19 protein-coding genes are annotated in these 17404 nt (G+C 65.5%); 12 read left to right on the top strand and 7 right to left on the bottom strand.

Annotated elements, in window-relative coordinates:
* Positions 1–294: 294 nt before the first annotated feature.
* A complete protein-coding gene (gene sufR, locus KBY85_RS05205; protein ID WP_254960463.1) occupies positions 295–966 on the bottom strand; it encodes an iron-sulfur cluster biosynthesis transcriptional regulator SufR in 672 nt (223 codons plus the stop codon).
* A 210-nt stretch (positions 967–1176) separates the two neighbouring features.
* Here sufR and KBY85_RS05200 point away from each other — a divergent pair, with 210 nt between their 5' ends.
* Genes KBY85_RS05200 through KBY85_RS05180 form a run of 5 tightly spaced genes read left to right on the top strand, consistent with a single transcriptional unit; the run spans position 1177 to position 6312 of the window.
* On the top strand, positions 1177–1563 hold the full coding sequence (locus tag KBY85_RS05200) for a ferredoxin-thioredoxin reductase catalytic domain-containing protein (protein ID WP_254960462.1): 387 nt from the start codon (positions 1177–1179) through the stop codon (positions 1561–1563).
* 14 nt (positions 1564–1577) lie between these two features.
* Positions 1578–3017: a Fe-S cluster assembly protein SufB gene (gene sufB, locus KBY85_RS05195; RefSeq protein WP_254960461.1), complete on the top strand. Its 1440-nt coding sequence runs from the start codon at positions 1578–1580 to the stop codon at positions 3015–3017.
* A gap of 57 nt (positions 3018–3074) precedes the next feature.
* Positions 3075–3878, top strand: a complete 804-nt coding sequence (gene sufC / locus KBY85_RS05190; RefSeq protein ID WP_254960460.1) for a Fe-S cluster assembly ATPase SufC — start codon at positions 3075–3077, stop codon at positions 3876–3878.
* Positions 3878–4990, top strand: coding sequence for a Fe-S cluster assembly protein SufD (sufD, locus tag KBY85_RS05185; RefSeq protein WP_254960459.1), 1113 nt, complete (start codon positions 3878–3880; stop codon positions 4988–4990). The genes sufC and sufD overlap by 1 nt, the downstream gene beginning before the upstream one ends.
* On the top strand, positions 4987–6312 hold the full coding sequence (locus KBY85_RS05180; protein ID WP_254960458.1) for a SufS family cysteine desulfurase: 1326 nt from the start codon (positions 4987–4989) through the stop codon (positions 6310–6312). The genes sufD and KBY85_RS05180 overlap by 4 nt, the downstream gene beginning before the upstream one ends.
* Positions 6313–6321: 9 nt before the next feature.
* Here the strand turns inward: KBY85_RS05180 and KBY85_RS05175 are convergent, their stop codons facing one another.
* Positions 6322–7032: a trans-aconitate 2-methyltransferase gene (locus KBY85_RS05175; RefSeq protein ID WP_254960457.1), complete on the bottom strand. Its 711-nt coding sequence runs from the start codon at positions 7030–7032 to the stop codon at positions 6322–6324.
* The gene (locus KBY85_RS05170) at positions 7019–7261 is read right to left on the bottom strand and encodes a hypothetical protein (protein ID WP_254960456.1); all 243 of its coding nucleotides are present in this window, start codon (positions 7259–7261) and stop codon (positions 7019–7021) included. Before KBY85_RS05170 ends, KBY85_RS05175 begins: the two co-directional genes overlap by 14 nt.
* Between KBY85_RS05170 and KBY85_RS05165 the strand changes: the two genes are divergently transcribed.
* The gene (locus KBY85_RS05165) at positions 7261–7782 is read left to right on the top strand and encodes a hypothetical protein (RefSeq protein WP_254960455.1); all 522 of its coding nucleotides are present in this window, start codon (positions 7261–7263) and stop codon (positions 7780–7782) included. The two genes, KBY85_RS05170 and KBY85_RS05165, sit on opposite strands and share 1 nt — an antisense overlap.
* On the opposite strand, the gene KBY85_RS05160 is transcribed toward KBY85_RS05165, so the two are convergent.
* Positions 7755–8588, bottom strand: coding sequence for a methyltransferase domain-containing protein (locus KBY85_RS05160; protein ID WP_254930952.1), 834 nt, complete (start codon positions 8586–8588; stop codon positions 7755–7757). The two genes, KBY85_RS05165 and KBY85_RS05160, sit on opposite strands and share 28 nt — an antisense overlap.
* Positions 8585–10033 carry an FAD-dependent oxidoreductase gene (locus tag KBY85_RS05155; RefSeq protein WP_254960454.1) on the bottom strand — a complete coding sequence of 483 codons (1449 nt, stop codon included), beginning with the start codon at positions 10031–10033 and terminating at the stop codon, positions 8585–8587. Before KBY85_RS05155 ends, KBY85_RS05160 begins: the two co-directional genes overlap by 4 nt.
* Positions 10034–10098: 65 nt before the next feature.
* On the opposite strand from KBY85_RS05155, the gene KBY85_RS05150 reads away from it, so the two are divergent.
* The 3 genes from KBY85_RS05150 (at position 10099) to KBY85_RS05140 (ending at position 12543) form a co-directional block, all read left to right on the top strand.
* The gene (locus KBY85_RS05150; protein WP_254930954.1) at positions 10099–10629 is read left to right on the top strand and encodes a DUF1543 domain-containing protein; all 531 of its coding nucleotides are present in this window, start codon (positions 10099–10101) and stop codon (positions 10627–10629) included.
* Between the two features lie 176 nt (positions 10630–10805).
* On the top strand, positions 10806–11894 hold the full coding sequence (gene mtnA, locus KBY85_RS05145) for an S-methyl-5-thioribose-1-phosphate isomerase (protein WP_254960452.1): 1089 nt from the start codon (positions 10806–10808) through the stop codon (positions 11892–11894).
* Positions 11887–12543: a class II aldolase/adducin family protein gene (locus KBY85_RS05140; RefSeq protein ID WP_254960451.1), complete on the top strand. Its 657-nt coding sequence runs from the start codon at positions 11887–11889 to the stop codon at positions 12541–12543. Before mtnA ends, KBY85_RS05140 begins: the two co-directional genes overlap by 8 nt.
* On the opposite strand, the gene KBY85_RS05135 is transcribed toward KBY85_RS05140, so the two are convergent.
* Both KBY85_RS05135 and KBY85_RS05130 read right to left on the bottom strand, forming a co-directional pair.
* Entirely contained in the window at positions 12525–13895 is a 1371-nt protein-coding gene (locus KBY85_RS05135; RefSeq protein ID WP_254960450.1) for a sodium:solute symporter, read from the bottom strand. The genes KBY85_RS05140 and KBY85_RS05135 overlap by 19 nt on opposite strands.
* Positions 13892–15820, bottom strand: a complete 1929-nt coding sequence (locus tag KBY85_RS05130) for a prolyl oligopeptidase family serine peptidase (protein WP_254930957.1) — start codon at positions 15818–15820, stop codon at positions 13892–13894. Before KBY85_RS05130 ends, KBY85_RS05135 begins: the two co-directional genes overlap by 4 nt.
* 88 nt (positions 15821–15908) lie before the next feature.
* On the opposite strand from KBY85_RS05130, the gene def reads away from it, so the two are divergent.
* The 3 genes from def to KBY85_RS05115 are packed head-to-tail and all read left to right on the top strand — an operon-like array spanning position 15909 to position 17396.
* A complete protein-coding gene (gene def, locus KBY85_RS05125; protein ID WP_254930958.1) occupies positions 15909–16493 on the top strand; it encodes a peptide deformylase in 585 nt (194 codons plus the stop codon).
* Positions 16494–16505: 12 nt separating this feature from the next.
* On the top strand, positions 16506–16703 hold the full coding sequence (locus KBY85_RS05120) for a hypothetical protein (protein ID WP_254960449.1): 198 nt from the start codon (positions 16506–16508) through the stop codon (positions 16701–16703).
* 54 nt (positions 16704–16757) lie between these two features.
* The gene (locus KBY85_RS05115; RefSeq protein ID WP_254930960.1) at positions 16758–17396 is read left to right on the top strand and encodes a DUF3747 domain-containing protein; all 639 of its coding nucleotides are present in this window, start codon (positions 16758–16760) and stop codon (positions 17394–17396) included.
* The last annotated feature ends 8 nt before the right edge of the window (positions 17397–17404 follow it).

Raw genomic sequence — 17404 nt, 5'->3', positions numbered from 1 at the left:
TTCAGGGTTGCGGCCAGTTGCTGCAGCTGCCCGCCCGCCGCCTCTAATTGCTCCACCAGGACTGCCTGGAAGCAGGGGGCGTCGGCGAGCGCGGGCTGCTGGCTGGCCCAGGCGCAAATCGCGTCATGGCCTGGCAGGGCCCCCGCGGGCTGTTGGGTTTCAACCGCCTGCAGGCTGCGCAGGCTGTGGGCCAGGAGGCGCAGATGGTGCCGCTCCGAGGCAGGCAGGAGGGTGGCCTCCAGCTCCGCCAGTTCCGCTGCTGAAAGCGGACTTTGGGCCTGGGGTGGCGGTGCTTCAGTCGTCACGGCAGGGCGTCAGGCGAAAGCCGCAAGAGTGACCCTTCTCCAAGCGCCATTGCACCCGATCCACCTGGCAGTCGGGAAAGGTGTGGCGAATTAGCTGCAGCTCCTGGTCGCAGATGCAGGGGAATTGCTCGGCAATGCGCATTACGGAACAGTGAAATTCACTGAGCATCCAGGCTTGAGGGTTGCCGGCATCCTGGGAACATTCCGCCAGGTACCCCTCTTGCCGGCGTAGATCCACTAGTTGATCCAGCCTCTCTTGAAGCGAGCCAGCGCCGATGCGGTGGCGGTAAGCGTCAGCCTGCTGAAGGGCTTGTTGTTCTAGGAGTCCCTGCAGAATTGCAGGGGGCAGGTTGCCAGCCAGAGATTGCAGCAGGCCGAGGGCGAAATGGTCGCTGCCATCAGGAAATTGCCCCTGCCCCTTGGCGGTAAGGCGCCAGTGATTGCTGGGCCTGCCCGGACCCTCCGCCGCTGGAGTGGACTCGACCAAACCATCATCTTCCAAGCCACGCAGATGGCGACGCACAACCTGCACCGACATCTCCAGGTGGGCGGCTAGGGCGCTAGCGGTGGCCTCTCCATGCCTAACCAGCAAGGTGAGGACCGTATCCCGGGTGGATGCCGGATCGGCGTGCTGGTGAATGATTTCGGGAATGGCGCTCACGGCAAAGGCCGGTTGACACAACGATGCCACGACTGGCGGGAGGTTGGGGATTGGGCCCCGCTGGCGGCCTTGGTGTCTTAAGCTCGATCCCTAACGAAACACATTGGTTTCGTAATGGTCTGCCGGCAAATCCGATTGCTGGCAGCCGATGGCACCGGATTCCGGGGTGCTGTTTGACTACCGCCTTCTGATCACCTTCCCTTTCGAGCCATGTCCGACACTCCGGCCAGTTCGACCGCTGAGAGCCCCGCAGGGAGCTCGCCGGCGCACTCCGACAGCTTGGAGGTGATTCGAAAGTTTGCTGAAACCTATGCGCAGCGCACCGGTACTTACTTTTGTAGTGATCCCGGTGTGACCGCGGTTGTGCTTGCTGGCCTTGCCAAGCACAAGGATGAGCTTGGTGGTGCCCTATGCCCCTGCCGTCATTACGAGGACAAGCAGGCAGAGGTTTCCCAAGCCTTTTGGAACTGCCCTTGCGTGCCCATGCGGGAGCGTAAAGAGTGCCACTGCATGCTGTTTCTCACCGAGGATAATGCTTTCCGCGGTGACCAACAGACAATTTCCATAGACGAAGTTAAAGCCCTTACTGCCAGCTGAGTCGGTTTACCTCAATGAGTACTGCAACCGTTGGCGATCTAGTTTCACAGCCGTATAAGCACGGTTTCGTTACTGATATTGAAACTGAAAAGATCGCCAAGGGTCTGAGTGAAGACGTTGTGCGTCTGATCTCCTCCAAGAAAAGTGAGCCTGAGTTTTTATTGGCTTTTCGGCTGCGGGCCTACCGCCAATGGCTGAATATGCAGTCACCAGATTGGGCGGCACTGGGTTACCCGCCGATTGATTATCAAAATATTATTTACTACGCAGCTCCTAAGCAGCAGGAGAAAAAAGCAAGTCTTGACGAGGTCGATCCCAAGCTGCTGGAAACATTCGAAAAGCTTGGCATCCCCCTAAGTGAGCAGAAGCGCCTCTCCAACGTGGCAGTTGATGCTGTTTTTGACAGTGTCTCAATCGCCACCACCTATCGTGAAAAGCTTGCAGAGCATGGGGTTGTTTTCTGCTCAATTAGTGAGGCTGTAAAAGAATATCCAGGCTTGGTAGAGAAATATCTTGGCACAGTGGTTCCCAGTAATGACAACTATTTTGCGGCCCTGAATTCTGCGGTTTTCAGCGACGGTTCTTTTGTTTTTATCCCCAAGGGCGTTGCCTGCCCGATGGAGTTGTCAACTTACTTCCGGATTAATTCTGCCGATACGGGTCAGTTTGAGCGCACTTTGATTATTGCCGAAGAGGGTGCTTCGGTTAGCTACTTGGAGGGGTGCACGGCCCCGATGTTTGATACCAATCAACTCCATGCAGCCGTTGTGGAGTTGGTAGTACTTGATGATGCTTCTATCAAATACTCAACGGTTCAGAACTGGTACGCCGGTGACGAGCATGGCGTAGGTGGCATTTATAACTTCGTGACCAAGCGTGGCCAGTGCCGGGGCGACCGCAGCCGAATTAGTTGGACTCAGGTGGAAACTGGATCAGCAATCACTTGGAAGTATCCCAGTTGTGTGCTGCAAGGTGCTGATTCGGTGGGCGAATTTTATTCAGTTGCCCTCACTAATAACTATCAGCAGGCTGATACTGGTACCAAGATGATTCACGTCGGTCCTAGGACCCGCTCAACCATTGTCAGTAAAGGCATCAGCGCTGGTCATTCTTCTAATAGCTATCGCGGCCTTGTCCAAATCGGCACTAAAGCGGTAGGGGCTAAGAATTATAGCCAGTGCGATTCGATGTTGATTGGCGATCAGGCTGGCGCTAATACCTATCCCTATATCCGCTCTCAGCAACCGGATGCCGTAGTGGAGCATGAGGCAAGCACTTGCCGCATCTCCGCAGACCAACTCTTTTACCTGCAAAGCCGGGGCATTGGTTTTGAAGAGGCTGTTTCGATGATGGTCAGCGGTTTTTGCCGCGACGTGTTCAATCAACTGCCAATGGAATTTGCTGCTGAGGCAGACAAATTGCTTGCCCTCAAGCTCGAGGGATCAGTGGGCTGAGCCGCACCGATCTGTTCTATCTGTTCGTTCCCCCTTTCCCGCCTTTCCTTACCTGCTGTGATTCGCCCAGACGCCCCGGTATTGCTCGAAATTTGCGACCTGCACGCGCGGGTTGAGGAGCAGCCAATCCTTAAGGGGGTAAACCTCACGATCCGAGCTGGTGAAATCCACGCAGTGATGGGGCGTAATGGCAGTGGCAAAAGCACACTTTCCAAAGTGCTGGCCGGCCATCCCGCCTACACGGTCACAGCCGGGTCGGTTTCATACATGGGCTCAGACCTGCTTGAGCTAGCCCCAGAACAGCGCTCCCGCTTGGGCTTATTCCTGGGATTTCAATATCCGGTGGAGATCCCGGGGGTTAGCAACCTTGAATTCCTACGGGTGTCCACTAATGCCAGCCGCGCTCAAAGGGGTGAGGAGGAGCTGGACACCTTTGCTTTCGAGGACCTTGTGCGCGAGCGCCTCAAGGTGGTGCAAATGGATCCGGCCTTCTTAGATCGCAGTGTCAACGAAGGCTTCTCCGGTGGCGAGAAAAAGCGCAACGAGATCTTGCAGATGGCGCTACTTGAGCCTTTGGTGGCGATCCTCGATGAAACCGATTCTGGCCTCGATATCGATGCTCTACGCATCGTGGCTGATGGCGTTAATCAACTAGCTGGCCCCGAAAATGCCACCTTGCTGATCACCCACTACCAGCGCCTGCTGGATCTGATCACCCCGGATTACGTCCATGTGATGGCTGCGGGCCGGATCCTGCGCACCGGTGGCAAGGAGCTGGCCTTGGAGCTTGAGCGCACTGGTTACGAATGGGTGGATCAGGAGCTAGCCAACCTGGGCCAGGAACCTGCGGAGGTGCTGTGATGCCAGCTGCGGTTATGCCAAATACTGCCGATTGGCTCACCCAACTTGCTGGCGCTCCCCTGCCAGGCCGAAGTCAGGAGGAGTGGCGATTCACAGGCCTGGCGGCCCTAGAGGCCTTGGCGCCCGAGCTCTGGAGTGGTGTCGATCCATTCGCCCAACTCAGCTTGCCCGCTGGCATTAGCCGCATCGGAGCTGATCAGGCGCAGGGGTTGCAGCAGCAGGTGCTTAAAGCCACAGGCGGCACCGATGCTTGGTCGGTGCGGCTTAATCAAGGCGCTTCGCCCCGCTGTCTGGCCTTGCGGGTGGCTGGAGCAGCGGATCCGTTGCAATTGCATTTTGACGCCGGCGCGGAGCCGGGTCTGCGGGCACTGCAGCTGGTGCTCGTGCTTGAGGAGGGCGCCAGCCTGGAGCTGCTTATTCAGCACGGCTCCAGTGGCCCCAATGCCACCAGCTTGGTAGCGGTGGCCCAGCTTGGCCGCGGCGCCCAGCTCAATCTGGGGTTACTGGCGCCTGGCAATGCCCGCGCCAGCTTGCTCAGCCACCTGTCGATCACTCAGGCTCCCGCCAGCTCCCTGCAAGTCACCACCGCGGTTGGGGGCTGGGCCCTCAGCCGGCTCGAGCCCTGCATCAGCCAGCTCGAGGGAGCGGCCCACACCCGGCTGCGGGCCCTGCAGCTGGTGGATGGCCAGGAGCTGGCCGACACCCACAGCCAAGTGCGTTTTGAAGGCCCCGATGGCCAGCTCGACCAGCTCCACAAGGTGGTAGCTGATGGGGCCGGACGCAGCGTGTTCAACGGGGCCGTGCGGGTGCCGCGCAGCGCCCAGCAAACCAACGCCGCCCAGCTCAGCCGCACCCTCTTGCTCTCCGATCGGGCCCGAGTGGATACCAAACCCGAGCTGGAAATCGTCGCGGACGATGTCAAGTGCGCCCACGGCGCCACCATTAGTCGGCTGCAGCAGAACGAGCTTTTTTATCTGCAGAGCCGGGGTATTGGCGCTGAACAAGCCTCACGCTTGCTGTTGCGGGGCTACTGCGAGGAGGTGTTGCGCGAGCTTCCCGCGGCGGCGGCGGCCCTGAATCCGCTAAAGCTGCTGCTGCGGGAGCATCCATGACCACCAGCACTACCACTGCGGCTGCAGCAACCACCTCAGCAAACACCGCCGCAACCCCGCCCAGCATTGAGGTGGTCGCGCCAAATCTTGCTGCCCTGACCCGGCCCGATTTCCCCCTGCTGGCCCAGACGGCCTGCCTTGGTCAGCCGCTGATCTATCTGGATTACGCCGCCACCAGCCAGAAGCCGCGCCAAGTGCTGGCGGCCCTGCAGCACTACTACGACCACGACAACGCCAATGTTCACCGCGGCGCCCACCAGCTCAGCGCCCGCGCCACCGAGGGCTTTGAGGCTGCCCGGGCCAAGGTTGCTGCCTTCATAGGTGCGGCGAGTGCGCGGGAAATCGTGTTCACCCGCAACGCCAGCGAGGCGATCAACCTGGTGGCCCGCAGCTGGGGCGATGCCAATCTCGGTCCCGGCGATGAGGTGCTGCTCACGGTGATGGAGCACCACTCCAATCTGGTGCCCTGGCAGCTGCTGGCGGCCCGCACCGGCTGCGTGCTGCGCCACGCCGGGCTCACCGAAAGCGGCGAGCTGGATCTGGAGGATCTGCGCAGCCAGATCACCGAGCGCACCAGGTTGGTGAGCCTGGTGCAGGTGAGCAACACCCTCGGCTGCCTCAATCCGATCGAGCAGGTGGTGCCGCTGGCCCACGCCGCCGGTGCCCTGGTGCTGGTGGACGCCTGTCAGAGCCTGCCCCACCTGCCGGTGAATGTGGCTGCGCTCGGCTGCGATTTCCTGGTGGGCAGCTCCCACAAGCTCTGCGGCCCCACGGGCATGGGCTTCCTCTGGGCCCGCGAGGCCCTGCTGGAGGCGATGCCCCCCTTCCTCGGCGGCGGCGAAATGATCCAGGACGTGTACCTGGACCACAGCAGCTGGGCGGAGCTGCCCCACAAGTTTGAGGCGGGCACGCCGGCCATCGGCGAAGCGATCGGTATGGGCGCCGCCCTCGATTACCTCAACGCCCTGGGCCTGGAGCGCATCCACGCCTGGGAGCAGGTGCTCACCCGCCAGCTTTTTGATCGTCTACGGGCGATCGAAGGCGTGCGGATCCTGGGTCCCACGCCCGAGCAACAGCCCGATCGGGGTGCCCTGGCGGCCTTCACGGTGGATGGGTTGCATGCCAACGACATCGCTGCCCTGCTGGATTCAGCCGGCATCTGCATCCGCAGCGGCCACCACTGCACCCAGCCCCTGCATCGCCTTTACGGCATTCCGAGCTCGGCCCGCGCCAGCCTCAGCTTCACCACCACCCCCGAGGAGATCGAGCGCTTCGGCGAGGAGCTGGAGGGCACGATCGCCTTCCTGCGGGAGCACAGCTGAGCGCCTGAATCAGGCCGGCGTCAGCACCGCCAGCGCCTCGGCCTGGTCGGGTCCAGCCCAGATCCAGGCAAGGCTCCAGCCCTGGTTGCGGGCTGTGGTGCCGATGGCGGCTCGGTCAGAGGGAAGGTCGTAATGACTCACATGGAAGCAGGCATGGGCCAGTTGCTGCGGCTGGAGGACACCCCCCCAGTGGTCGGTCATCCGTTGGGTGTAGCGCAGTCGAAAGTCGTCAACTGATTCACTGGGTTCCCGAAAAATGTCCGCCCAGAGAAAAATGCCTTTGGGGTTGATCTTCTTCCGAACCCCCGCCAGGAAGGCCTCTTGGCTCTCCCCATCCAGGTGGTGGATGGCGAACGAGGAATAGAGGATGTCAACCGGATTGGTTTGTGGCGTTGCCGCTGTGGCCCACTCCAGGAGCTCAGCCTGGATCCAGTCGCAGGGATAGGGCACCTCCCCCAGGGCTTTGGCAGCAAGAGGCAGGACGGAGGAGGCCTGATCCAGACCCAGGAGCGAACCGAGGGGGAGGTCCCGTAGAACGGCCGCCAGGGGGTCGGCATCGCCACAGCCCAGGTCTACAAAGTGGGGGCGGTGCCCAGCTGGTGCTCCGTCGAAGTAGTGCTTCAGAACCTGCTCCACCGCCCCAACCAGGGCCCGATGGTGCATGAAGTCGTGTTGGACGATTGTTTTATAGGTGCTCCATTGGTTTTCAAAGAAGTCCATGGGTGCTCGGCAACCTGTTCATTCTGCTCGCCCCAGGCTGGTCCAATCTCTGAGTCCAAGTCTGTTTCTGGTGGTGCTCCATCAGGTCGTGCTCCACGATCGCCCGGTAGGAGCTCCATTGCCGATCGAAGAAATCCATCACCCTGGAGTCGATCTCCTCATCCTGCTGGACGATGCCGTGATGCCCTGGAATGCCAATCCGCCATGCCGCCTCAGACGCTGACCCCATTGCACCCCTGGCGATCGCTCTGGCTGGCTGTTGCCCTGGCCGCGCCGCTGCCCTGGAGTCCGGCGGTTGCGGCTCCCGGCCCGCTCCCTTGCGTTGCGCCGGCCGACCTCAGCACGCTCTCGGGCGCCTGGCAGGCCGAGGCGCAGACGCATGTGAACGGGGGAGTGGCGCCAAGCCTGCAGCGCTTGCAGCTGCAGGTGGGCCGTGACGGCCGCGTGCGGGGCCAGCGCGACTGGAGGGCGGTGCACACCGGCCCCGGGGCCGTGCAGGGCCACAACCGCCAGGGCCAACCCTCGTTTCAGGGGGTGGAACCCCTGATCGGCTGGATCGAGTCCCGCAGCTGCCGGGTGCTGCTGGTCGAAACCGAAGACAGCGGTCGGGTGAGCGGTTGGCTGCGCCGCGATGCGAGCGGGCCGTTTCTGGAGCTTGAGATCAGCCAGAGCGGCAGCGGCGCTGTCGTGCTGTTCGCCGACTTCCGTCGCCCGGCCAGCACTCAGGCGTCGGCGATGCCGCGCCCCTGATAGATGCTGAGGCTGATGGCCCCATCGGGGCGCTGGCCCAGCTGGCCAAACCGCTGCGCACCGAGCGCGATCCGCGCTGCCACCTCGGCGCTGGGAGCTGCCGCCAGCAGGGCCGGCAGTTCGGGTTCAATGAACCCCAGCAGGTAGGTGCAGAAGTCGTGCACCTGCTCGCGCCCACTGGGGCACCAGTGATGGATGCCCACCATCTGATTGCTCACGGCTGTGAAGCCCGCCTGCTCCAGCAGGGGCCCGAGTCGCGGGCCGGCATGGGCATCGCCGTGGCGGTTGAAGTGGGCCACAAAGGCGGTCAGCAGAGCCTGGATCGCCCTGTCCGGGGGCGACACCTGGAGGCTGGTGTAGTCGGTTTCGGTGAGGTGGATCGTGCCGCCGGGCCGCAGCACCCTGCGCGCCTCCCGCAGCAGCGTCGATGGATCCCCCAGGTGCTCGATCACCCACACCAGCCGCACCCGATCGAAGTGCCCATCGGGCCAGGGCAGCGCAGCGCCATCGCCCACCACCAGCTCCACAGGGTTGGAGCTGGCCGCACCCAGCCCCAGTGCATCCAGGTGACTGTGTGCTCCGGCGATCTGCTCGGGGCTGATGTCGATGCCGCTGAGCTGCGTCTGCGGATGGCTGCGCGCGATCTGGCCCAGCACGGCCCCCACGCCGCAGCCGATCTCGAGCAGCCGCTCGCCCGGGTGCAGCTCCAGATTGGCGGCCAGCAGGGGCGCCAGCAAGGCTGCCTGCGCGATCAGCCGTTGCTGTTCACGCGCGCTGCTGCCGTGGATGTAGGGCGGTTGGCTCATGCCGTCAGGAGCGCAGCGGCATCGCTGGCCGCCAGCTCACCGGCTTCGATCGCCCCTTCGAAATAGCCCGGCCAGCGGGGGGATGCTTCGGTGCCGGCCCAGAGCACCCGCCCGTGGTGGGCGGGGCCGGGGCCGCCCTCAGCGCCGGCGGCCAGGCGGGCGTGGCTGGTCCAGCAGCCCGGGGCAAGGAAGCTGGTGAAGGCGCCGCCGGTGAACGGCTCGCTGTTCCAGGCCTGCTCCACCAGCTCCAGCGGTTTGGCGGCCTCCGGACCCCAGTAGGCGGCGAGATCCTGCAGGATCAGCGCCCGCCGCTGGGCAGCGGGCAGGGCCGCCAGCGTCAGCGCCCGCTCGCCGGCCACGAAGCTCGCCAGCACGGCCGGCTGGCCGCTCGGCGGCCCGCTGTCGGCGGTGAGCTCCAGCCAGGGCCGATCGCCGATGCCCAGGCCGTTGAGGCCCTGCTCGCGCCAGAACGGACGGGCGTAGCGGGCCAGGATCTTGGTCATGCCTCCCATGGCCGTGCGCTGCAGCAGCGCCTGGTGGGCGGCAGGCAGCGCCGGCTCAAAGCGGATCGCCAGCCGCTGCGGCGGCGGCACGGCCGTGATCACGGCCTGCGCCTGCAGCGGTGCCAGGCCTTCGGCCATCACCTGCACCGTGTCGCCCTGTTGGGCGATGGCCTGCACGGGTGCGCCGAGCTGGAGACAGCCCGGGCTGTGGGCGTCGAGATCGGCCGCCAGTCGCTGGGCCACCGAGCCGGCACCGCCCTGCACGAGCCAGGCTTCGGGGCTCTCGGCCTGGGGTGCCACCGCCTGGGTCCAGGCGAGATGGAGGATCGAGGTTTCCCAGGGTTCGAAGCCGCCGGAGCCGCCCACCCGGCAGAGCCAGTCGAGCGGCAGCCGGGCCAGGGGAAGGCTGGTGTGCTGTGCGGCCCAGGCGGCCACGCTGAGCCGATCGAGCGACTCGGCCTGGGGGCTGCGCCAGGGCTGGCGCGGATCGATCCCCTCCACCAGCTCCGAGAAGGTCCGCTGCAAGGCCTGGGCTGCCGCCAACGCTTCGGCGTCCAGGTGCAGAGCATCGGGTTCAAAGAAGAGGAGGCTGTCGGCGAAGCGGGCCGCCAGGGGGGCCTGCAGCCGCTCACCGCGCCAGCACCAGATCCCGTCTCCGGTGTAGTGGCTGGGGTAGCGGCTGATGCCTAGCTCGCTCAGCAGCGCCGCGAAGCGGTGGTGGGTCGTGCCGCCCCACTGGCCGCCCAGATCCACCACGCTGCCATCGCTGAGGGTGCGGCTCACCATCCGCCCGCCCAGCCGCGTCCGCGCCTCCAGCACGCGCACGCGCAGCCCCTGCTGTTGCAGGCGGCGTGCGGCAACCAGCCCGGAGAGGCCCGCACCAACCACCAGCACATCCACCGCCAGCCCATCCATCACCAGCACATCCATCGCGGTGCCCATCCAGCAGCCAACAGCTCAGCTGCTGGGATGCTGGCGCTGATTTCTCCGCCCGACCAGCAACAGCCGTGAGCGCACCCGAGTTGTTTCTGGTGGTGCTGGGCGGCCGCGCCCCGGGCTGCCACATCGAGCTCCACGACGTGCGCTTCGTGGCGGGCGCCACGATCGAAGCGGCGCTTCCGGAGCTGCGGCGGCAGTGGTTCGGGAGGCGTGAGGGCCTGCACCTGGACAGCTACCTGGCGGTGCGGGCGGTGGATGGCTTCGCGGTGAGCCTCAGGCGCGAGCCGGCCGCGCCCCGGCCCGAGCGGCTGTGGTTTGTGAACCTGGGCGCCTACCGCCCCGATTGCCTCGCGGAGCTGCATCATTTCGGCCTGGTGGTGGCCCGCTCGCCCCAGGCGGCCAAGGCAGCGGCCAAGCGGCAGTGGCTGCGTGGGGCCCTGCAGCAGCACAAGGATGACCTGGCGGCCGTGGACGACTGCCTGGCGATCGAGCAGCTGGAGCTGCTGGGCGGTGAGCGCTGGCATGTGCAGCTGGAGCCCCACCTTGAGGGCCTGAGCCAGAGCCAGGTGCCGGATTGGTTTGGCTACCGGCTGATTTGAGCAGGTGGCAGGGGTGTGTGGTTGGGTTTGCGACAGGCTCCGGGAATCTGTACAGGTTGTACGAATTGCGAGACGGTCCTTCCCAAAATCTTTCTGCTGCTGTTCCTGGCGCTGATCTGCCCCAGTTCCCCACCCCCAGAGATGATCAGGAGAAGACTCGGCCCACTTCCGCAGCCATGAACATCGACGGCAAGCCCTGGCGCACGATCTGGCTGGAGCCGGATGGCCGCGCAGTGGGGGTGATCGATCAGACCCTGCTGCCCCACCAGTTCACGACGCGCACCCTGCGCAGCTGCGCTGAGGCGGCTGATGCGATCCGCACGATGGTGGTGCGCGGGGCGCCGCTGATCGGCGTGACGGGCGCCTACGGGCTGATGCTGGCCCTGCAGGCCGATCCGGGCGACGCCTCTCTGGCGGCAGCCTTTGAGCAACTCAATGCCACCCGGCCCACGGCGATCAACCTGCGCTGGGCCCTGGAGCGGGTGCGGGCCAAGGTGCAGCCGCTGCCGCCGGTCGAGCGGGCCGAGGCGGCCAGGTTGGAGGCCGCGGCGATCGCCGATGAGGACGTGGCCATGGGCGAGGCCATCGGCGAGCACGGGCTGGCGATCTTCCGGCAGCTGGCGGCGGCCAGGCCAGGCGCCAGGCTCAATGTGCTCACCCACTGCAACGCCGGCTGGCTGGCCACCGTCGACTGGGGCACGGCCCTGGCGCCGATATACAAGGCCCACCGCGCCGGGCTCAACATTCATGTGTGGGTCGATGAAACCCGGCCGCGCAACCAGGGCGCCTCGCTCACCGCCTTTGAGCTGGCTCAGGAGGGCGTGCCCCACACCGTGATCGTCGACAACGCCGGCGGCCACCTGATGCAGCACGGCCAGGTGGACGCGGTGATCGTGGGCACCGACCGCACCACCCGCCGCGGCGATGTGTGCAACAAGATCGGCACCTACCTCAAGGCCCTGGCCGCCCACGACAACGGTGTGCCCTTTTATGTGGCCTTGCCCGCCTCCACGATCGACTGGACGATTGGCGATGGCGTGGCCGAGATCCCGATCGAGGCCCGCAGCGCCGAGGAGGTGACCCACATCCAGGGGCGGGCGCCGGATGGCGCGATCACCACGGTGCAGCTAGCGCCAACGGGCAGCGCCGGCTTCAACCCGGCCTTTGATGTCACGCCGGCGCGGCTGGTGACGGGCCTGATCACCGAGCGGGGCGTGGCCGCGGCCACGGAGGCTGGGCTGCAGGAGCTTTATGGCAATGACTGAGCAGGAGCTGCGCCAGCAGCTCGTGGAGGTGTCCCGGCGCCTAAACGCCAGCGGGCTCAATCAGGGCACCTCCGGCAACCTATCGGTGCGGATTCCGGGTGGTCTGCTGATCACGCCCAGCTCTCTGCCCTTCGAGCAGATGCAGCCGCAGGATCTGGTGGCGATTGATCCCAGCGGCAAGCCGCTCGCGGCGGTGGCTGGTGGGTGGCGGCCCTCCTCCGAGTGGCGGCTGCACGCCGATCTCCTCACCAGCCGGCCTGAGATCCAGGCGGTGCTGCATTGCCACTCAATCCATGCCACGGCCCTCGCCTGCCACGGCCGCCCCATCCCCCCCTTTCATTACATGACCGCCGTGGCCGGCGGCAACGACATCCGCTGCGCGCCCTACGCCACCTTTGGCACCGCTGAGCTCTCAGCCTTGGCAGTGCAGGCCATGGAGGATCGGCTGGCCTGCCTGCTGGCCCAGCACGGCCAGGTAACCCTCGGCACCAGCCTCGATCAAGCCCTGCGCATCGCCGTTGAGGTGGAAACGCTGGCCCAGATGTATCTGCAGGCCCTGCAACTCGGTGAGCCACCGCTGCTCAGCGCTGCCCAGATGGCCGCGGTGCATCAGCAGTTTCGCTCCCTGCACTACGGCGCCGGCGCCTGATTGCGCGCCAGCCACAGCCCCGTGCCGCCAAACAGCAGCACCAGGGCAAAGCAGAAGCCGGTCCAAAGCGGCAGCCCCCAACCCGTCACCGCCAGCGGCGCCACTACGGTCACCACACCTCCGGCCAAAAACGGCTGCAGCATCAGCTGCTTGATCGAGAAGGCCGGTAGGGCGTCGCTGCGGTCGTCTGGATCGGCCATGCGCAGCAGCAGCAGGCCGCTAGCCGCCACTCCCGTGGCCTGGCCAAACTCAATCACCGCCCGCTCAAACCAGTCGGCGGGCAGCAGCCGCGGGGCTAGCAGCAGGGTCACCGCCAGGTTCCACACCAGGCCGCCTAGGGCAAGCACCGTGAGCGGCAGCCAGTCGGCCTTGAGCAGGGCCAGATCCAGCCCGGCGGTGGCGGCGGTGATCAGCAAATCTGCCGAAAGGGTGCCCACCTGGCCCTGCACCGCGGAAGAGGCCCAATGGGCTTTGCCGCTGCGCTCCAGCGCTAAACGCACCAGCAGCGACCCCACGATCGCTAACGGAAACACCGGCAGCGCATCAACAACGCTGGCAACGCCATCCCCCAACCCAGCGGTGAGCCAGCGCAATCCGGCCAGTAGCGCCACGCCCGTGAGCACGGCCATGCCCGCCAGGGCTAGGTTCACCGCCCAAGCCGCCGCCCTGGCCGCCACGCCACCTGAATCGCCGCTGGCCGTGCTGGTGGGTTCGCTGGGTGCGCTGCCTGGGGCATCGGCCAACAGCCAGCCGCGGCTGCGGGCCACCACCACCACCAGCCCCCCAACCAAAGTGGAGCTCAGCAGCCCCACCGTGGCCATGGCTAGGCCCAGGGCCTGGCCGCCGGGAAAGCCCAGGGCCGCATAGCTCGGCCCCATCGCCGCGGCGGAGCCATGGCCGCCCTCGTAGGCCACCTCGATCAGGCAGGCCATCACCGGGCTCACCCCCAGCCAGGGCTGCAGCACCAGCAGCACCGCCAGGCCCCCCACCACGAATTGCCCAAAGGCCAGCACCAGCGCCAGCGACACCTGCCCCGACACCGGCCGCCACAGCCCCTCCAGTTTGGGCAGGGGTTTGCCGAGCAGCAGCGAGCCAAACACCAGGGTGAGCAGCACCAGCGGCAGATCGGCCCATAGCTGCATCACCTGAGGAGGCAGCAGCGGCAGGGGGCCGTCCGGGGCCAGTAGCAGGCCCAGCAGGCCGGCCAGCAGGGCTTCGGGGATGCCCCAGAGTCGCAGCTGCAAGCGGGCACCAAGGGCTCGCCCCACCGCCAGGATCAGGCTGAGGCAGGCCAGGGCCAGGGCCAACCAGCCGAAGCTGGGCAGCAGGTCGCTCGCCAAGGTTGCGATCACAGGTTGAAGTGCCGGCGGAAGAAAGCCTCAGTGGCCTCCAGGACGCGGATCAAGGTGGCACCATCGCGGAAACCGTGGCCCTCCTGCGGGAAGCGGTGCACCTCCACCGGGATGGCGTTGGCTTCGAGCGCTGCTGCCATGCGGTCTGTTTGCTCCGGTGGCACCACCTTGTCATCGAGGCCCTGAAAAAAGATCACCGGGCAGCGGATTTGATCGGCGTGGGCCAGCGGTGAGCGGGCCTCGTAGGTGGCGCGCGCTTCCGGCCAGGGGCCGATCAGCCCATCGAGATAGCGGGCTTCAAAGCGATGGCTCTCAGACGCCAACGCGCTGGGGTCGGCTACGCCGTAGCGGCTCGCGCCGGCGCGAAATACGTCCGTAAAGCACAGGGCGGCCAGGGTGGTGAAGCCGCCGGCACTGCCGCCTTCGATGGCGATGCGGTCGGGATCGGCCTGGCCCGCCGCCACCAGGCTCTGGGCTGCTGCGGCGCAATCGTCCACATCCACCACGCCCCACTGGCCAGCGAGCCGCTGCCGATAGGCGCGGCCGAAGCCGGTCGAGCCGCCGTAGTTCACATCCACCACCCCCCAGCCTCGAGTTGTCCAAAACTGAATGGCCAAGTTCAGGGCCGTGCGGGCCATGGCGGTGGGGCCGCTGTGGCTTTTCACCAGCAATGGTGCCTCCCGGTGGGCTCCCCCGGCTGGAGGGTAAAACCAGGCGTGGCTGCGGGCGCCGCCGTGGCCCTCAAACCACAGCTCCTGCGGCAGGCTGATCGCCTGCGTCGCCAGAGGGCAGGCGGCAGCAGGGCTATGCCACCAGTTGCCGCTGGCCAGGTCCAGCTCGAGCAGGCCCGCTGGTTCAGTTGCTGAAGCGGCGATGCAGGCCAGCCGTCCCCGTTCGGCACAAATACCAGCCAGATCATCAAAGGCGATGGCCAGGGGCTGCCACTGGCCGGCACCTCCGCTCTGGCTCGGCAGCTCCACGCGGCCCAGCTGCCAGCGCCCCTGCAGGCAGGCGATGGCCAGCAGCTGCTCGCCATCCCAGGCCTGGGTGCCCATGCCGAAAACCCACTGGGGCAGGCCGAATTCCGCCTGCATGGGCAGCAGCGGCCGCCAGGCAAGCGGCGCCTCTGCGCTCAGGGTTTCTGCGTCGAATCCCTCGGCGTTGTCGAGCTGTTCGAGGTTCCAGAAGCCTGAGCGATCGTTTGCCACCACCAGGTGGGGCCCGCACCAGAGTGGCTGGAACACCGAAATGTTCGGGTTTGGTTCCACCCCCGATCCTGCGAGCAGGCGGCGGCCGCTGAGCTGGCCTGCCGCATCGAAGTGCCCCAGCCAGAGCTGGCTGCGCTCCCAGGGCATGAAGGGCTGCTGCCACTCCACCCAGGCCAGCCCTGCGCCGGAGGGGCTCAGGGCCGGGTAGCCGCAGAAGTCGGCTGGCACCACCAACGGCTGGGGCTCGCCACCTTCCAGCCCAACAGCCACCAGCTGGTCGCAGCCAGCACCTTTATCACTGCCGCTTTCCCGCACGCCGATCCAGCGGTCGCGGCCGGCATCGATCAAGCCGCCGCCGTAGCCACCTGGCGGGCTGAGCCGTCGCGGCTGGCGATCGCTGCCATCGAGCTCCAGCAGCCAGAGGCAGCGGTCACCGTCGTGGCTGAACACTGCTACTGGCCGGCCATCGCTCCTGTGGCCCAGGGCCGTACTGCCGCCACCGTATTCATGCACCCGGCTGCGCAGATTCCAGCTGCCAGGGGTTAGCTCCTCTGCTGGCTGGTCTGGCCCCAGGCGCCGCAGCAGGGTCGTGCGCCCCCCTTCATGGGGTCGCTGCTCCAGCCAATAGAGCACCCCGTCAAGTAGCCGTGGCTCCCGCAGGCTGGGGGTTTGGCCCACCACAACAGCGGCGGGAAGGGCTCCAGGGGGGTCAGCCACCGCATGCACCGAGGGATAACGACATAAAGTGGATGTCGTTCGTTCAAGTATCGCGTTGGCCCGCAGTTCAGCCGGCAGCTTTGCCCAGATGGCACGCTCCGCCGTTCAGGCCAGCCGCGGCGTTCAAGTGCCCAAGGATGCCCTTGAGGAGTCCCCCCTCACGATCCACACCCTTGGCGATGGGGTGCTGCGCACCCCGGCCAAGCGGATCAGCAAGGTTGATGAGAGTGTGCGAGATCTGGCCCGGGACATGCTGCGCAGCATGTATGCGGCCAAGGGCATTGGTTTAGCGGCACCCCAAGTGGGAGTGCATAAGCAGCTACTGGTGATTGATCTTGATCCCGAGAATGCCGCCGCGGCGCCGATGGTCCTGATCAATCCCGAGATCGCCTGCTTCGGTGCTGCAATCGAGACTTATGAGGAAGGCTGCCTCAGCATCCCTGGCGTTTATCTGAATGTAGTGCGCCCGGCCACGATTGAGGTCAGCTATCGCGACGAGATGGGCCGCCCCCAACGGGTCAAGGCTGATGGCCTACTGGCCCGCTGCATCCAGCACGAGATGGACCACCTCGAAGGTGTGCTTTTTGTTGACCGGGTCACCGATGAGCTCAGCCTCAATGAAGGCCTGCTGGAAAAGGGCTTTCAACGGGCAGATGTCCGTTCCATCCGCTGATCGTTCTTCTCCATGCCCATGAAACCCCTGGCCGGCCTGTTCCTGGCTCTTGCCTGCATACTTGGCATCGCCTCCACGGGCTCGGTGTTTGAGCTCGCCTACGGCGAACCCGACTTGGGACAGCAGACCACCCTCTGGATCCTGGGCCTGAGCCTGCCCGGCACGGTTGCGGCCCTGTTGGTGGCCATCCGGATCAACAAGCCGGCCTAGACCTTGCCGGATACCGCGCATACGATTAAGCACATGTTGCTTGCCAATGCCGTGATGAGATTGCCCCATCTGGGCGTCAATTCCCTCCCCATGGCAGCTGGAGCTTTCGCCGCTGGGGTGGCATTTGCTGCCACCCCAGCCATGGCCAGCGCCCTGTTTCAAGCTGCGGATCTCAGCCAGGAGCGTTTTGTTCTGGTGGCAGCGCCCATCGGCGATGGCGTCCGCGCCCAACTCAACATCTATGAGCAGGTCAAGCCGACTCGGCCTTGTTTTGCCGTGGCCCCAGGGTCACCAGCTCCGGTGAGCCCCCTGCTTGCAACTTTTGATTTCAGCGGCATCTGCAGCCGCTTCATCGATGCCAACGGCTACTCGGTGCGAGTCGGCGGTGCAGATCTGGCCACGAGTTACCGCCTAACAGTTCTGCGTCAGAGCGGCGACAACGTGCTGTTGGCCGTGCCAACCAAGGCCGGAGCGGGCCCTGAAATGCTAGTTGCTCGCACTAAGGGCCAGGGCGCTGGCTTCCTCCAGTTGGTGTTTGAACCGGGCTGGCAGCTCAAGCGCCGGGCCTACGGCGGTCGCAATCTGGGCCACGTGTATCTCTACCGCGATACCTGGCCTGATGCTGCGATCCAGCCTGGGCTGCCGGTAGTTGCGCCCAGCCCCATTTCAGGCCTCTCTGGCACCAAGCGCTGACCTCGAAG

The organism is Cyanobium sp. BA5m-10 (genome assembly GCF_024346255.1).
Taxonomy (GTDB): Bacteria; Cyanobacteriota; Cyanobacteriia; order PCC-6307; family Cyanobiaceae; genus Cyanobium_A; species Cyanobium_A usitatum.
Note: the sequence above shows the minus strand (reverse complement) of the source record. Positions and strands in the feature narration are given on the sequence as shown.

What these genes read in the sequence shown, in the direction of transcription:
- KBY85_RS05200 (WP_254960462.1), top strand. Translation starts at nt 1,177, where the DNA reads ATGTCCGACACTCCGGCCAGTTCGACCGCTGAGAGCCCCGCAGGGAGC.
- sufB (WP_254960461.1), top strand. Translation starts at nt 1,578, where the DNA reads ATGAGTACTGCAACCGTTGGCGATCTAGTTTCACAGCCGTATAAGCAC.
- sufD (WP_254960459.1), top strand. Translation starts at nt 3,878, where the DNA reads ATGCCAGCTGCGGTTATGCCAAATACTGCCGATTGGCTCACCCAACTT.
- KBY85_RS05180 (WP_254960458.1), top strand. Translation starts at nt 4,987, where the DNA reads ATGACCACCAGCACTACCACTGCGGCTGCAGCAACCACCTCAGCAAAC.
- KBY85_RS05175 (WP_254960457.1), bottom strand. Translation starts at nt 7,032, where the DNA reads ATGGACTTCTTTGAAAACCAATGGAGCACCTATAAAACAATCGTCCAA.
- KBY85_RS05170 (WP_254960456.1), bottom strand. Translation starts at nt 7,261, where the DNA reads ATGGGGTCAGCGTCTGAGGCGGCATGGCGGATTGGCATTCCAGGGCAT.
- KBY85_RS05160 (WP_254930952.1), bottom strand. Translation starts at nt 8,588, where the DNA reads ATGAGCCAACCGCCCTACATCCACGGCAGCAGCGCGCGTGAACAGCAA.
- KBY85_RS05155 (WP_254960454.1), bottom strand. Translation starts at nt 10,033, where the DNA reads ATGGGCACCGCGATGGATGTGCTGGTGATGGATGGGCTGGCGGTGGAT.
- mtnA (WP_254960452.1), top strand. Translation starts at nt 10,806, where the DNA reads ATGAACATCGACGGCAAGCCCTGGCGCACGATCTGGCTGGAGCCGGAT.
- KBY85_RS05140 (WP_254960451.1), top strand. Translation starts at nt 11,887, where the DNA reads ATGACTGAGCAGGAGCTGCGCCAGCAGCTCGTGGAGGTGTCCCGGCGC.
- def (WP_254930958.1), top strand. Translation starts at nt 15,909, where the DNA reads ATGGCACGCTCCGCCGTTCAGGCCAGCCGCGGCGTTCAAGTGCCCAAG.
- KBY85_RS05120 (WP_254960449.1), top strand. Translation starts at nt 16,506, where the DNA reads ATGCCCATGAAACCCCTGGCCGGCCTGTTCCTGGCTCTTGCCTGCATA.
- KBY85_RS05115 (WP_254930960.1), top strand. Translation starts at nt 16,758, where the DNA reads ATGAGATTGCCCCATCTGGGCGTCAATTCCCTCCCCATGGCAGCTGGA.